The organism is Mycobacterium persicum, from assembly GCF_002086915.1.
GTDB lineage: Bacteria > Actinomycetota > Actinomycetes > Mycobacteriales > Mycobacteriaceae > Mycobacterium > Mycobacterium persicum.
On the sequence record NZ_MWQA01000001.1, the window covers coordinates 4,327,657 to 4,341,264 of the forward strand.

Sequence of the window (13,608 nt, forward strand, 5' to 3'; positions counted from 1 at the left end):
GTGCGCGATGGGATGGCGACGGTGCTGCCGGGGTGCGATGATGTTGCGCGTAAGGCGATGACGAATGCAGGAAGCCGGTGCGAAACCGGCGCGGTCCCGCCACTGTAATCGGGGAGCGACCCTCATCGGCCACGGCCACGGGCTGGAAGGCGAGGCGAGCGGCGATCCGAGAGCCAGGAGACTCGCGTCATCGCGTCCGGCGAGCCTGGGGCGGTGTACCCCGGAGAGAGCGAACCGTCATGACGCATTCGAATTTCCGGCCGCCCGGCTGTTGCCGTCCTCGTCCAAACGCTGATCGGGTGCCGGCGGTGCACTGCGCACGCCGGCCACTGGCGGGCGGCTGGCGATGAGCGCCCCCATCTGGTTGGCCGCACCCCCGGAGGTCCATTCGGCGCTGCTCAGCAGCGGCCCCGGCCCGGGTCCGTTGCTGGCGTCGGCGGCAGCATGGGATTCGTTGAGCGCCGCCTACGCCGAGACGGCAGACGAGCTGGCCGCGGTAGTGGCCGGGGCGCAGGCGGACAGCTGGGCAGGTCCGAGCGCCGAAGACTATGTGGCCGCCCATGTCCCTTATCTTGATTGGCTGACGCAGGCCAGCACCGACAGCGCCGCAATGGCCGCTCACCAACAAACCGCGGCCACCGCATACACCGCCGCAGTGGCTGCGATGCCCACGTTGGCTGAGCTGGCCGCCAACCATGCCGCGCACGCGGTATTGACGGCGACAAATTTCTTTGGCATCAACACCATCTCGATCGCGCTCAACGAGGCCGACTACGTACGGATGTGGGTGCAGGCCGCCGCCGTCATGGGCACCTATCATGCGGTCTCGACTGCGGCTATTGGCGCCGCACCGCAGGCCGCGCCGGCGCCGCCGATCATGAAAGCCGACGCGGAGCTGGTCAGGGCCGCTGAGGCAGGGATGTCGAGTGCGGACCCGCTGCGCCAGTTCGAGCAATGGCTGTGGCAGATGTATACCGCCTTCTACAACAACGTCATTCAACCGTTTGTCGATTGGCTGGCGAACCTGCCGTTCTTCCACACGATGTTCGCGGGGATCGACCCTTACCTGGTCATACTCGGCAACCCGCTTACCTATCTGAGCCCGTTGAACATCGCGTTCGCACTCGGCTACCCGATGGATATCGGCACGTATGTGGCCCTGTTGTCGCAAACCTTTGCGTTTATCGGGGCAGATCTCGCCGCGGCCTTCGCTACGGGTAACCCGGTGACGATCGGTTTCACCATTTTGTTCACCAGTGTCGAAGCCATCGGCACGGTCATCACCGACACGATTGCGCTGCTTAAGACGCTGTTGGAGCAGACTGCGGTGCTGCTGACGGTGGTGGCGCCGCTGCTGGCTGCCCCGTTGGTGCCGTTGGCGGCCGGTGCTGTGCTGACACCGATCGGCGCCAAAGGGCTAGCGGCACTGGCTGCCGTGCCGCCACCGTCGCCACCTGTCACACCAACCACGCCGCCCCTTGCGGCCCTCGGCACCGGCGCCCCGAGCTCGACCACGGCCCCGGTTCAGGCGTCCGTGGAGGTGACCGTCGCGGCGCCCACGCCCGGACCACCGCCGCCGGCCCCCACGGCGCCACCGGTGAGCGATGCCGGGCTGGGTGTGGGGATGGACAACTTCGGCTACTTGGTGGGTGGGCTGAGCGCGGATGCCAAGAGGCCCACAACCGCCAGTTCCCGAAGGAAGGCACCAGAACCCGACAGCGCCGAGGCCCCGGCGGCCGCGGCCACACCTCAGGAAAAGCCTCGACCGCAGTGGCGTCGACGGGTGAAAGCCAAACGGCTCGGCCGCGGTTATGAATACCTGGATGTGGGCCCGGACGCCGACGACCCGACCGAGCTGACCACCTCGGCGGCACCAGACCAGGGAGCAGCGCCCCTGGGGTTCGCCGGAACCACGCAACTGGCCGGTTCCAAACCGGCCGCAGGATTGATCACGCTATCCAACGAAACATTTCCGAGCAGCCCGGGCGCGCCGATGCTGCCGGGCACGTGGGGCGTCGATGCCGCGCCGCCCCATGACCCACCTTCGTAGGGGGGATCTTGTCGCGGCGGGGCAGCCATCGACGTCACCAGCCGCCCCGACGGCCATCATCGGTTGCGAACGACGTGCTTACGATGACGCGATGCGGATACTGGTCACCGGTGGCGTCCGCTCGGGAAAGTCCAGGCATGCCGAAGCGTTGTTGGCCACTGCCGTTGAGGCTGTCTACATCGCGCCGGGCCGCGGCGCCGATGGCAGCGACCCGGACTGGGATTCCCGGGTCGCACTACACCGCGCGCGTCGCCCGCCGACCTGGCTGACGGTCGAAACCGCGGACGTCGCAACGGCTTTGTCCAACATCCGGTGCCCTGTCCTGGTGGACTGCCTGGGCACGTGGCTCACGGCTCTGATGGATCGTGAGGCGTTGTGGAACACGACGACCGCCCAGGCCTACGCTGCGGTCGGGGAACGACTGGACGAGTTGTGCGCGGCACTGGCCGAAGTATCCGATGCGGTCGTGGTGACGAATGAGGTCGGCTTGGGTGTGGTACCCGCCCATCGTTCGGGGATGATATTCCGCGATCTGCTGGGCACGATCAACCAACGGGTGGCAAACGTGTGCGACGAGGTGCACTTGCTGATCTCGGGTCGTGTCCTCAAGTTGTGAATCATTGCGCGACGCTCGATGCGGGTGTCGAGTGCCCCGGCCGGTTGCATCCTGCGCCCTGGGGCACTAGCTCAGCTCCGTCCCGGCGCCCAGCGATTCGCAGGTTCGGTAGTAGTGCAGATAGGCGATCGCCGGTACCACCAGGAACGTGATCACCAGCAACGCGATCGAGAAATAGTTGGCGCCCCCCTGCGGTGTGGCGAAGATGGTCCGGTAGTCGAAAGACACCGCCAACGCCACCGAGACGATGACGGCAGCTACCGGTAATACTTTGTCGGTCAACAAGTTTCGCTTCGCCGCCGCCGCCTGGTTGCCGGCTGTGTCCCGAGCCAGGGCGACCAGAGCGACCGGGACGATGATGAACTGGATAAACCGGGCGATCACCGCAAGCCCGATCAGGTTCACGCTGTCAAAGCGAAGTGCCAGTGGGAAAGCCAAGGCCAACGATGCCGTGATCGCGAACGCGATCATCGGGACGCCGAATCGGTTCTGCCTCGACAAGCGTGCCGGCAGGATCCGGGTGTCCGACAGCGCTGTCCATACCCGCGGCGCGCCGAACGAGGCGGCTACGTTGATGCCGAACATCGAGACCAAGGCGCCGAGGACGACGGTGGTGCGTAACGGACCGTCGTCGATGGCCGCCGCCAATCGCACCGTGGCGTCGGATTCGACAACCTTGTCCGATCCCAGCAGCATCGCCACCGCGACAGCAAGCACGTAGACGGCGCCGACACCGAGGATCGCGACCGGTATGGCTTTAGGCAGCGTCCGCTCCGGCTCGTGCATCTCCTCGGCGGCGTTGGCGATCGATTCGAAACCGGTAAATGCGTACAGCGCCGCGATGGTGGCAAGGATCAATCCCGAGACGGCACCGTGAGCAAGCTGGATCCCGCCGAACAGCGCATAGGGGGCCGGTTGGTAAACGCCTGACGCACTTGCCGTTCCGTAATGGCTCGGGTGATGTGTGACGAGGAGCCACAGGCCACCGATGATAAAGACCGACAGCGCCGAAATCTTGCCTATCGTCGAGGTTCCGTTTGCCCATTTGATTGCCCGGTTACCGAAAATATTGATGACCAACAGCACGACGATGAACCCGAGGAACACCAACGTCTTCACGCTCAGCAGCTCGCTGGCGTCAGCCCAATTCTTCTCCGGGAAAGTCACTTTCAACAATGTCGAGACGAACAGCGACGCCAGCACGCCCCAGGCGATGGACGCGACGATGGCATGGGTCACACCGACATAGATGCCGATTTTCTGCCCGAAAGCGGCTGTCGTGTAGGCATATGATGCGCCATTGGTTTTGACGTATCTGGCAGCACTGGCAAAGACCAGTGCCATGATGCCCGCGAAAAGACCCGCCAGGATGTAGGCGACGGGCGCCCACGGTCCCGCGAGCTTGATCACCGTACCGGGGGTAAGAAAGATGCCGGCTCCGATTATCGAGTTGATCCCGAGCATCACAACGCTCCGGAAGCCAAGTTTGCCGATCGCGGGTCCTCCTCATGACAGCCGTTGCACGTAGTGTTAGCACTCGTTTGTTAGCACTGGACGTGCGACGGTGCCATAGATTGACGCGGGGCGCACTTATTGCGGGTTACCGCCCGCCGTTGCCGGGGTTGCGTTAAGTTCCGTTGGCGCCGTGGGTCCCGGGTACGCCGAACAACGTTCCGCCAGTGCCGCCGGCGGCGCCAATCCCGCCGGTTCCGGGGTTGGCGCCGACGCCGCCGTTGCCGCCGTTGCCGCCGTTGCCGCCGTTGCCGTTGGCGTCGGTACGTGCGCTAGGTGGGTCAGCAATGCGGCCCCGTAACCACACCGCTCCCGCGTCACACCCGCAATATCGCAGGTCGAATGTCCGCTTCAAGACTTTCCGAGACCGGGAAAGTCAACCCCTCTGATCCCGAGTTGCCGTACAGTATCCCGCCAATACCACCCCGTACCGCCCCACCCGCCGGCCCCGCCAGGGCCGGACCCCTGCGGCACCACCGGTGCCATGACTACCAGCGCCGCCGCCCCGCCGTTCCCTCCAGCGCCGGACGTTCCGGCTTGTCCACCGTTACCGCCGTGACCTCATAGGCCCACGGGTTGCGCCTGATACGCCGTTGCCATACAACACTCCACCCATACCGCCGTTACCACCCGTTACCGGAGCTCTGGGTCCCGGTTCCGTCTGCTCCGCCGTTGCCGCCGTCGCCGAGGAGTCCGGCTTCCCCGCCGTTGCCGCCCCTGCCGCCACCGCCTGATCTGCCCACACCGCCGGCTCCGCCGTTGCCGCCGTTGCCGATAAGTCCGGCTGCTCCGCCGTTGCCGCCGTTCCCCCCTGCTCCGCCGTTGCCGCCGTTACCGCCTACTCCGCCGTTGCCGATCAATATTCCGCCTTCGCCGCCGTCACCGCCGCCTCCGCCGACTGGGCCGGTTCCGCCTGCTCCGCCGTGGCCGCCGTTGCCGATGAGTCCGGCTGCTCCGCCATTGCCGCCGTTGCCACCGCCACCTCCGGCTACGGGCCCGGTTCCGCCGTTTCCTCCGTTGCCGCCATGGCCAATCACTAGGCCGCCTTGGCCGCCTTGGCCGCCTTGGCCGCCGAGGTTGGGGACATGGGGACCATGGACCGCGGTTCCGCCGTTGCCGCCGTCGCCGCCGTTGCCGATGAGTCCGGCTGTTCCGCCGTTTCCTCCGTTGCCGCCGTGGCCGAAGAATCCCACGGCGCCGGTTCCGCCGTTTCCTCCGCTGCCGCCGTTGCCGAAGAGTAGTCCGCCGTTTCCTCCGTTGCCGCCAGTGCCGCCGGTTCCGCCGGCGCCGCCGTTGCCGCCTTGGCCGAACAGTCCGGCTGCTCCGCCGTTTCCTCCGTTCTGACCGGATGCGCCTGATCCGCCGTTGCCGCCGTTGCCCCAGAGCCATCCACCGGCCCCACCGTTTTGTCCGGTGTCATTAAGCCCGTTGGCGCCGTTGCCGATCATCGGACGTCCGAGGAGCCATTCGCTTTCGGCGTTGGCGGTGTAGATCGCATCGTGCGCGGCGTTGTCGATCTCGGTGACCCAGTATTTCTCGGTGCTGCCGTTGAGCAGGCCGACAAATTTCTGGTGCAGCCACTCATAGTCGCGACTCAAAGCCTGCCAGGTTAGGCTCTGGCGGGTCAGTAAAACTGTTAGCGCTGCCGATACCTCATCAGCACCGGCGGGCAGTAGCCCTGTGGTCGGGATGGCCGCATCAGCGCTTGCTTCGCTAAACACCGACCCGATGGCAGCTAAATCGGTTGCGGCATATTCTAATGCTTGCGGCGCGATGCTCACATATGACACGGCGGGTCCTCCTGGGGTCACCAATATCGTTGCCTGGCAACGGGTGTGGGCTTGATGGGATCGTTATCCGATCCCAGCCTGCGGCGAAGCCCACGGGGGTGGAGTAAAAGCGCTCGTTGCGTGATCCTTCGTGGTGCAGTTTAGGCCGTCAGCACGAGCTGGTCGGTGATTGGGGTTCGTCTGCGCCGGCCAGTGCGGGGCGGGCGCGGGCGAGCACATCGAGGCCCAGGTCGTTGCGGCCTTCGATCCATTCGTCGTGCTGTTCAGCTAATGCCGCCGACGAGGCCGATGATGCGGTGCGGCCAAGGAAGATGTCCACGACGATCGGTCCGGAGCCGACCCTCTCGATTGAGCCGCTCCTTTATCCGGCCCTCGAAGGCGGTGGTCATCCCGGTGTGGGGTTGCCGGCTTCAACGGTCGAGTCGTTGGAGGTGGTCGGGGAGGGAAAGGGCGACGCGGTCATGGCGGGCTGCTTCGTCGGCGCGGCCGCGGTTCTCCGCGTCGGTTTTGAGGGCTTGGACGGCGGCGAGTTGGTTGGTGAGGGTGCCGCGGAATTCGGGCGCGGTGACGTAGTTGTCGCAGGCTTTGCAAGGGCTGGCATATGGGCAGGCGCCAACGGGTTGGGTGGCGCGCAGTAGCCTTGCCCAACAAGGGTTTTCACTATCTCACTATGGAGCAAACTGAGCTTGTCCGGCAGGATGGGTCGACCCACCGGGGTGAGAGTGAACTGGCGACGCATCTTGCCCATGGCGTCGTCGTAGGCGGCGCGCATGGCGGGCGAGGCAAGGGTGGTGTAGCGGATCGTCATATGCAGCAAGCGATGGACGAGCAGCGCCATTAACGCTTGCATACTCGTTCCGGCATTCGCGAACTCGTTAGCCCAGGGATTGACGGAAACCGACCGCCACCGGCTAATTCACGTGAGCGTCAGTAAGTTGACGGGCCAACCGCGCGGTGAACTCGGCGACCCGCGCCGGACTGTCCAGTGCGAACAGCGCCGCCGTGGCCCGGTCGCCATCTTCGGTGTGCCGCACCACGATCGGCACCCCGTCGGGCCGGACGGCGTCGAACGCGTCCTCGTCGGTGATGTCGTCACCCAGGTAGATCGGCACCAGGGGAGCCGGCAGGGGAGCATCGCCTGAACGCAGGTGGTCGATCACCCAGCGCAGCGTTTTTCCCTTGTCCCAGTCGATGTTCGGGCGCAACTCGATCACCTCGCGGCCGGTCGTCACCCGCAGCGCATCGCGTTGGCCGGCGCTGCGCACCGCCGCGGCGACGTCGCCGACGCGGTCGCGTGCCGCGTTGCGGTAGTGCACGGCTACGCCAAACCGCTTGTGCTCCACCACAACACCGGGAATGGACCCGAGTCGCTCGCGTAGCCCTGCGGCCGCCTGCTCCAGCACCGGTATGGCCGCAGCCGCTGCCTCGTTCTGGTGGTGTGTTCCGTCGGGTGCGGTCAGCTCGAAACCATGGCTGCCGGCATACCAGATCCCGGGAACGCCCAGCCGTGCTGTCACGTCGGCGAGATCACGGCCGCTGAGCACCGCGACGGGGCACTGCGCGGCCAGCTGAATGAGCGCCTCCGCCGCACCGGCGACGGGGCGGGCCGCGTCGGGATCGTTGACGATGTCGGACAGGGTGCCGTCGAAGTCGTAGAACACCGCGGGCCGGTGGGCGGTGAGGCCAGGTGCCTGCAGTGCGTCCGGAAGTTCGGACATCCGGCGGTCGCCGGTGCGCACCCGCACATCCGCCAGTTCGGTGACGACGGCGTCGGCGCCGCAGCGACGCAGCGCGTCCCCGTGTCCGTTCCAGTCGACGCCGATCACCAGCGCGAACCCGCTCTCGCGCGCCGCCGTGGCGCCGGCAGGGTCGACGGCGACGACGACGCACCTGCCCGGTCGCACCGTCAGCCGATCGGCCGCGTCGCGCAGGGCGTCTCGGCAATCACCGCTGGACGAAAACACCCCGGTACCGACCCGGGCTTCGCGTAGCTGCCCGATCAGCGGCTCGGCGGACTCAGCTGACGAGTCGAAGAGGACCGCATCGTGGCGGCGCGGGTCGATGGTGACCGACATCATCCCACCTTCTCACGGTGGTCAATGCCGACGGATCGGGCTCAGCGGCGCACCGGGGCCGCGGCCGTGCGGCCGCGCGCACCGCCGGTCCGGGCGCCGGTCACACGCCTGCGGCGGTCCCTGGAGAACAGCAGAACGGAGTCTTGGCTGAGTGCCACCAGACGCGCCATCCCCAGCTCGATACCGGCGGCAAGTCGCGCCATGTCGGGCTCGGCGGCGTAGTCGGCGGTGATGCCGAATACCAGCTCGTCGCCGTAGCTCAGCACCGCGACCCCGGTGCTCAACTCCTGGGCGGTCGGTGGGATCGGCAGCAGCCGGTCCAACGTTTGACTCATCAGCCGTAGCCGGTGGCGCGGCCCGGTCATGTCGGTTGCCAGGGTCACCACACTGCGCGGCGAGAGCCGGGTCAACGCTTGGATCGCCTTGGTACACAGTGAAAAAGGCGGGTATTGCGAAAGTCCTGCGGGGTTGTCCCGGCCGCTCTGCCGGCCCAGGTGCAATTGGGTGTGTACCGTGCGCAGTCGCTTGATCAGGTCTTCCTGCTCGACGGGCAGATACGGCAGTTGGATGGCGATCTGGCGGTCGGTCTTGTCGAGAACCCGCAATGACGCCGGACGCGGTTGGTTGCCGCGGTTCAGCAGTAGGGTCCGAACGCCCTCACTGATGGCCGTGAGCGCGACGTCGTCGGCGGTGACCCCGAACTTGCGGCACACCCTGTCGACGTCGGCGAGCGGAACTCGCACCGTGTGATAACGCCGCATGGTGATCAGCGGTCCGGTCAACGACGTGCGCGGCACCGGCCAGGTCACAGTGCGGGCGGCCGCCTGGAACAGGGTTGTGGTGACGGCGGCGGCAGTTCGCCACAGCGCATCGGACCGGCTGCGCGCGCCGGTGTGCGGAGCCGGAAGCGGTGTCACGGCACCGCGATTGGCGAAGGTGTCGTCGTCGGCATCGTCGCAGAGGCCGGTGAGGAGCTGCGCGGCCGAGATGCCGTCCGCCATGCATGGATGGATTTTGAGCAGGATCGCCCAGCGATTGTCGTTGAGGCCCTCGATGATCCAGCATTCCCACAGCGGGCGGTCCACGTCGAGGGGCCGGGTCAGGGCGTGAGCAATCGCCCGGAACAATTCGGCGTCGTCGCCCGGGCTGGGCAGCGCCATCCGTTGCATGTGCTGGGCCGGATCGAATTGCGGATGTTCGACCCACTCGGCCCGGAGCACCTGCGCGTATCGTGGCATTGATCGAAGCCGCTGGGCCAGAACGTCTTTGAGTAGATCGAAGTCAGGCACGACGCCGTTGACGACCGCCACCGCACCGGTCGCCAGGCTCGGGTGCCACTGCGAATCCCCGGCCTTGAGCCAGCCGGTGTCTAATGTGGTCAGTTGTGCCATGCCGGGTTCCCCACCGCCTTTTGTGAATCCGTCCAGTATCCGTCGTGAGCGCCCGGCTGCGATAGGCCTGCCAGGTTAAGAACGCGTTTTGCGAGTTAACGAAGGGTTTACGGCGGCGAACGGGCGGCGGCGGGATGGCATCGACAATCGAACAAATGTTCGATACACTTCTCGCATGGGCTGGGGCAACGGGCCGCCGAGCTGGGCGGAAATGGAGCGGGTGCTGGACGGCAAGCCGCGCCATGCCGGTGCGCCGGTTGCGGCCGAGCCGGCCGATGATGCCGGCTTGGAGGGCCCCTGGTCGCGTCAGCGCGGGACGTACCGGCCGCCAGAGAATGCTCGGGTCCGTTCGCCGGTCGCGTATGCCGAGCTGCATGCGCATTCGGCGTACAGCTTCCTCGACGGGGCCAGTACGCCCGAGGAACTGGTCGAAGAAGCCGCCCGGCTAGATCTGCGCGCACTGGCGCTCGCCGACCACAACGGCCTGTACGGGGCGGTTCGCTTCGCCGAAGCGGCTGCCGAACTCGATATGCGTACCGTGTTCGGCGCCGAGCTGTCGCTGGGATCGGAGGCCCGCACCGAGCAGCCGGACCCGCCCGGCCCGCACCTGCTGGTCCTGGCCCGCGGCCCCGAGGGTTACCGGCGGCTGTCCCGGCAACTGGCCGCAGCCCATCTGGCCGGCGGTGAGAAAGGCAAGCCGCGCTTCGACTTCGACGCGTTGACCGAGGCCGCCGGCGGCCACTGGCACATCCTGACGGGATGTCGGAAAGGCCATGTGCACCAAGCACTCTCCGAAGGCGGCCCGGACGCGGCGCAGCGGGCGCTGACCGATTTGGTGGATCGGTTCGGTGCGCATCGGGTCAGCGTCGAGTTGACCCACCATGGTCACCCGCTCGACGACGAACGCAACGCGACGCTGGCCGGGCTGGCGCCACGCTTCGGCGTCGGCGTCGTCGCTACCACCGGAGCGCATTTCGCCCACCCGTCACGCAGCCGGCTGGCCATGGCGATGGGCGCGATCCGCGCCCGGCAGTCCCTGGATTCCGCCGCCGGGTGGCTGGCGCCGCTGGGTGGCTCGCATCTGCGGTCCGGCGAGGAGATGGCTCGGCTATTCGCTTGGCGCCCCGAGGCGGTGACCGCCGCCGCCGAGCTGGGCGAGCAGTGCGCGTTCGAGTTGGCGCTCATCGCGCCGGCGCTGCCGCCGTTCGACGTACCCGACGGGCACACCGAGGACAGCTGGCTACGGCAGTTGGTCATGGTGGGCGCCCGTCACCGCTACGGACCACCCGACGGTGCGCCGCGCGCGTACGCCCAAATCGAGCATGAGCTGAAAGTCGTCGCCCGGCTGAGATTTCCGGGCTACTTCCTGGTGGTGCACGACATCACCCAGTTTTGTCGGAACAACAACATTCTGTGTCAGGGCAGGGGATCGGCGGCCAACTCCGCGGTCTGTTATGCCCTCGGCGTCACGGCCGTCGACCCGGTGGCCAACGAGTTGTTGTTCGAGCGCTTCTTATCACCGGCCCGCGACGGCCCACCCGACATCGACATCGACATCGAGTCGGATCAGCGGGAAAAGGTCATCCAGTACGTCTACGACAAATACGGCCGTGACTACGCCGCCCAGGTCGCCAATGTCATCACCTACCGGGGACGCAGTGCGGTGCGCGATATGGCCCGCGCGCTGGGCTTCTCGCAGGGCCAGCAGGATGCGTGGAGCAAGCAGATCAGTCATTGGAACGGGCAGGCCGCTGAGGTGGACGGCATCCCCGAGCAGGTGATCGACCTGGCCACCCAGATCCGGAATCTGCCGCGGCATATGGGCATTCATTCCGGCGGCATGGTGATCTGCGATCGTCCGATCGCCGACGTGTGCCCGGTGGAGTGGGCGCGCATGGAAAACCGCAGCGTCCTGCAATGGGACAAAGATGACTGTGCGGCAATCGGTTTGGTGAAGTTCGACCTGCTCGGGCTGGGCATGCTCTCGGCACTGCACTACGCCATAGACCTGGTGGCCGAACACAAGGGCCTCGAGGTGGACCTGGCCAAGCTCGATCTTGCCGAACCGGCGGTGTACGAAATGCTGGCCCGCGCCGATTCCGTCGGCGTGTTCCAGGTGGAGTCGCGTGCACAGATGGCCACTTTGCCCAGGCTGCGACCACGGGAGTTCTACGACCTGGTGGTCGAGGTCGCACTGATCCGTCCCGGACCCATCCAGGGAGGGTCGGTGCACCCCTACATCCGGCGGCGCAACGGCGTCGACCCGGTCGTCTACGAACATCCGTCGATGGCGCCGGCATTGCGGAAGACGCTGGGAGTACCGCTTTTTCAGGAACAGTTGATGCAGCTTGCGGTCGACTGCGCCGGCTTTTCCGCCGCCGAGGCCGACCAGCTGCGTCGTGCCATGGGGTCCAAGCGCTCCACCGAACGCATGCAGCGGCTGCGCGGGCGGTTCTACGACGGCATGCGTGCGCTGCACGGCGCCCCCGACGAGGTGATCGACCGGATCTACGAAAAGCTGGAAGCGTTCGCCAATTTCGGCTTCCCGGAAAGCCATGCGCTGAGCTTCGCGTCGCTGGTGTTCTACTCATCGTGGTTCAAGCTGCACCACCCGGCGGCGTTCTGCGCGGCGCTGCTGCGCGCCCAGCCGATGGGTTTCTATTCACCCCAGTCGCTGGTGGCCGACGCGCGCCGGCACGGTGTGGTGGTACACGGTCCCGACGTCAATGCCAGCCTGGCGTACGCGACTCTGGAAAACGCGGGTATGGAGGTCCGGCTGGGACTGGGCGCCGTCCGCTACATCGGCGACGACCTCGCCGAGAAGCTGGTCGACGAGCGTAAAGTCAACGGCCCGTTCGCCTCGCTGCTGGACCTGACATCCCGGGTGCAACTTTCCGTGCCGCAGACCGAAGCGCTCGCGACGGCCGGAGCACTGGGCTGCTTCGGGATGTCGCGGCGGGAGGCGCTGTGGGCCGCCGGCGCCGCCGCCACCCAACGGCCGGACCGGCTGCCCGGGGTGGGTGCCCACGGTGCTGATGGGTCGCACATCCCGGCGTTGCCGGGAATGAGCGAGCTGGAGCTGGCCGCCGCCGACGTGTGGGCCACCGGAATCTCCCCGGACAGCTATCCCACCCAGTTCCTGCGGGCCGACCTGGACGCGATGGGGGTGCTCCCCGCCGACACGCTGGGATCGGTGCCCGACGGCGACCGGGTGCTGATCGCCGGTGCGGTGACCCATCGGCAGCGGCCTGGGACGGCCCAAGGGGTGACCTTCATCAACCTCGAAGACGAGACCGGGATGGTCAACGTGCTCTGCACACCGGGGGTGTGGGCACGGCACCGCAAGCTGGCGAATACGGCGCCGGCGCTGCTGATCCGCGGCCAGCTCCAAAACGCCAGCGGCGCAATCACCGTCGTGGCCGAGCGGCTGGGCCCCATCAGCCTGGCGGTGGGCTCGAGGTCCCGCGACTTCCGCTGACCCTCGGCGCCGACAGTGAAATCGGCGATGTGCCACACCCGCCGAGAGCCTGACACCCAGGAACGGCTGGTGACTAGCCCGGGTTGCCGTCGCTGCCGTGAGCGCCGTTGAAGGTATCGCCGCCGAGGCCGGCTTTGCCGGGGGCGCCGTTGGTGCTGTCAGCGTTACCGGTGCCGATGCCGCCTGCTTTTCCGCTGCCGGGGGTGCCATGGATGCCGCCGTCGCCGCCGGTGCCGCCGCCACCGCCATTGCCGGAGTTGCCCTGCTGGCCGGCCAGCAACCCGCCACGTCCGCCGGCGCCGGCATGCCCCCCGTCACCGCCGTCGCCGCCGGTTCCGCCATGGCCAGCGTCACCACCAGAGCCACCGTTACCGCCGTGGGCGTCGAAGGGGGTGAACGACGTGCTCTTGGCGTTGCCGCCGAGGGCGCCGTCCCCGCCGATGCCACCGTCGCCGCCGGCACCGCCCAAGCCTCCAGTGCCACCGTTGCCGCCGTTGCCGCCGTTGCCGAGCAGCCAGCCGCCGGCGCCGCCATCACCGCCGGATCCCGCGGCGCCACCGTGCCCGCCGGTTCCGCCGGTTCCGCCGCTGCCGCCGGTGCCGCCGCCGCCCCCGTACGCCTGGGTGCCTAGAGCGCTGTTACCACCTTGATTGGCGGGGCTGCCGCCGGCGCCACCCATACCGCCGGTGGCGCCGG

9 protein-coding genes, 2 pseudogenes and 1 riboswitch are annotated in these 13,608 nt (G+C 67.3%); of the genes and pseudogenes, 3 read left to right on the plus strand and 8 right to left on the minus strand.

The window, feature by feature from the left end; translation table 11 throughout:
- The first annotated feature begins 23 nt into the window (after nucleotides 1-23).
- Nucleotides 24-204, plus strand: a riboswitch (cobalamin riboswitch).
- Between the two features lie 142 nt (nucleotides 205-346).
- On the plus strand, nucleotides 347-2,050 hold the full coding sequence (locus B4U45_RS19810) for a PPE family protein (protein ID WP_075547145.1): 1,704 nt from the start codon (nucleotides 347-349) through the stop codon (nucleotides 2,048-2,050).
- Between the two features lie 91 nt (nucleotides 2,051-2,141).
- Nucleotides 2,142-2,666, plus strand: a complete 525-nt coding sequence (locus B4U45_RS19815; RefSeq protein WP_075547146.1) for a bifunctional adenosylcobinamide kinase/adenosylcobinamide-phosphate guanylyltransferase — start codon at nucleotides 2,142-2,144, stop codon at nucleotides 2,664-2,666.
- Nucleotides 2,667-2,732: 66 nt separating this feature from the next.
- Here B4U45_RS19815 and B4U45_RS19820 read toward each other — a convergent pair whose 3' ends face one another.
- From B4U45_RS19820 to B4U45_RS19850, 7 genes and pseudogenes are all read right to left on the minus strand, one after another.
- Entirely contained in the window at nucleotides 2,733-4,160 is a 1,428-nt protein-coding gene (locus B4U45_RS19820) for an APC family permease (RefSeq protein ID WP_255246029.1), read from the minus strand.
- Between the two features lie 133 nt (nucleotides 4,161-4,293).
- On the minus strand, nucleotides 4,294-4,533 hold the full coding sequence (locus B4U45_RS30720; protein ID WP_183154964.1) for a hypothetical protein: 240 nt from the start codon (nucleotides 4,531-4,533) through the stop codon (nucleotides 4,294-4,296).
- A gap of 268 nt (nucleotides 4,534-4,801) precedes the next feature.
- Nucleotides 4,802-5,989, minus strand: coding sequence for a PE family protein (locus tag B4U45_RS29950; RefSeq protein ID WP_306770945.1), 1,188 nt, complete (start codon nucleotides 5,987-5,989; stop codon nucleotides 4,802-4,804).
- A gap of 127 nt (nucleotides 5,990-6,116) precedes the next feature.
- Nucleotides 6,117-6,330: pseudogene (locus tag B4U45_RS19835) on the minus strand (hypothetical protein); the annotation flags it as partial.
- Nucleotides 6,331-6,353: 23 nt separating this feature from the next.
- Complete coding sequence (locus B4U45_RS29475; RefSeq protein WP_183155242.1) at nucleotides 6,354-6,806, minus strand: hypothetical protein; 453 nt, start codon at nucleotides 6,804-6,806, stop codon at nucleotides 6,354-6,356.
- Nucleotides 6,807-6,879: 73 nt separating this feature from the next.
- Nucleotides 6,880-8,043, minus strand: a complete 1,164-nt coding sequence (gene otsB / locus B4U45_RS19845; RefSeq protein WP_075547187.1) for a trehalose-phosphatase — start codon at nucleotides 8,041-8,043, stop codon at nucleotides 6,880-6,882.
- Nucleotides 8,044-8,084: 41 nt separating this feature from the next.
- Nucleotides 8,085-9,434 carry a wax ester/triacylglycerol synthase domain-containing protein gene (locus B4U45_RS19850; protein WP_075547151.1) on the minus strand — a complete coding sequence of 450 codons (1,350 nt, stop codon included), beginning with the start codon at nucleotides 9,432-9,434 and terminating at the stop codon, nucleotides 8,085-8,087.
- A 175-nt stretch (nucleotides 9,435-9,609) separates the two neighbouring features.
- Here B4U45_RS19850 and B4U45_RS19855 point away from each other — a divergent pair, with 175 nt between their 5' ends.
- A complete protein-coding gene (locus B4U45_RS19855; protein ID WP_075547152.1) occupies nucleotides 9,610-12,912 on the plus strand; it encodes an error-prone DNA polymerase in 3,303 nt (1,100 codons plus the stop codon).
- 73 nt (nucleotides 12,913-12,985) lie between these two features.
- Here the strand turns inward: B4U45_RS19855 and B4U45_RS19860 are convergent.
- Nucleotides 12,986-13,608, minus strand: a pseudogene (locus B4U45_RS19860) (PE family protein); the annotation flags it as partial.

Excerpts from the sequence above, each read along its gene's own strand:
- B4U45_RS19810 (WP_075547145.1), top strand. The coding sequence starts at position 347 with ATGAGCGCCCCCATCTGGTTGGCCGCACCCCCGGAGGTCCATTCGGCG.
- B4U45_RS19815 (WP_075547146.1), top strand. The coding sequence starts at position 2,142 with ATGCGGATACTGGTCACCGGTGGCGTCCGCTCGGGAAAGTCCAGGCAT.
- B4U45_RS29475 (WP_183155242.1), bottom strand. The coding sequence starts at position 6,806 with ATGGCGCTGCTCGTCCATCGCTTGCTGCATATGACGATCCGCTACACC.
- otsB (WP_075547187.1), bottom strand. The coding sequence starts at position 8,043 with ATGTCGGTCACCATCGACCCGCGCCGCCACGATGCGGTCCTCTTCGAC.
- B4U45_RS19850 (WP_075547151.1), bottom strand. The coding sequence starts at position 9,434 with ATGGCACAACTGACCACATTAGACACCGGCTGGCTCAAGGCCGGGGAT.
- B4U45_RS19855 (WP_075547152.1), top strand. The coding sequence starts at position 9,610 with ATGGGCTGGGGCAACGGGCCGCCGAGCTGGGCGGAAATGGAGCGGGTG.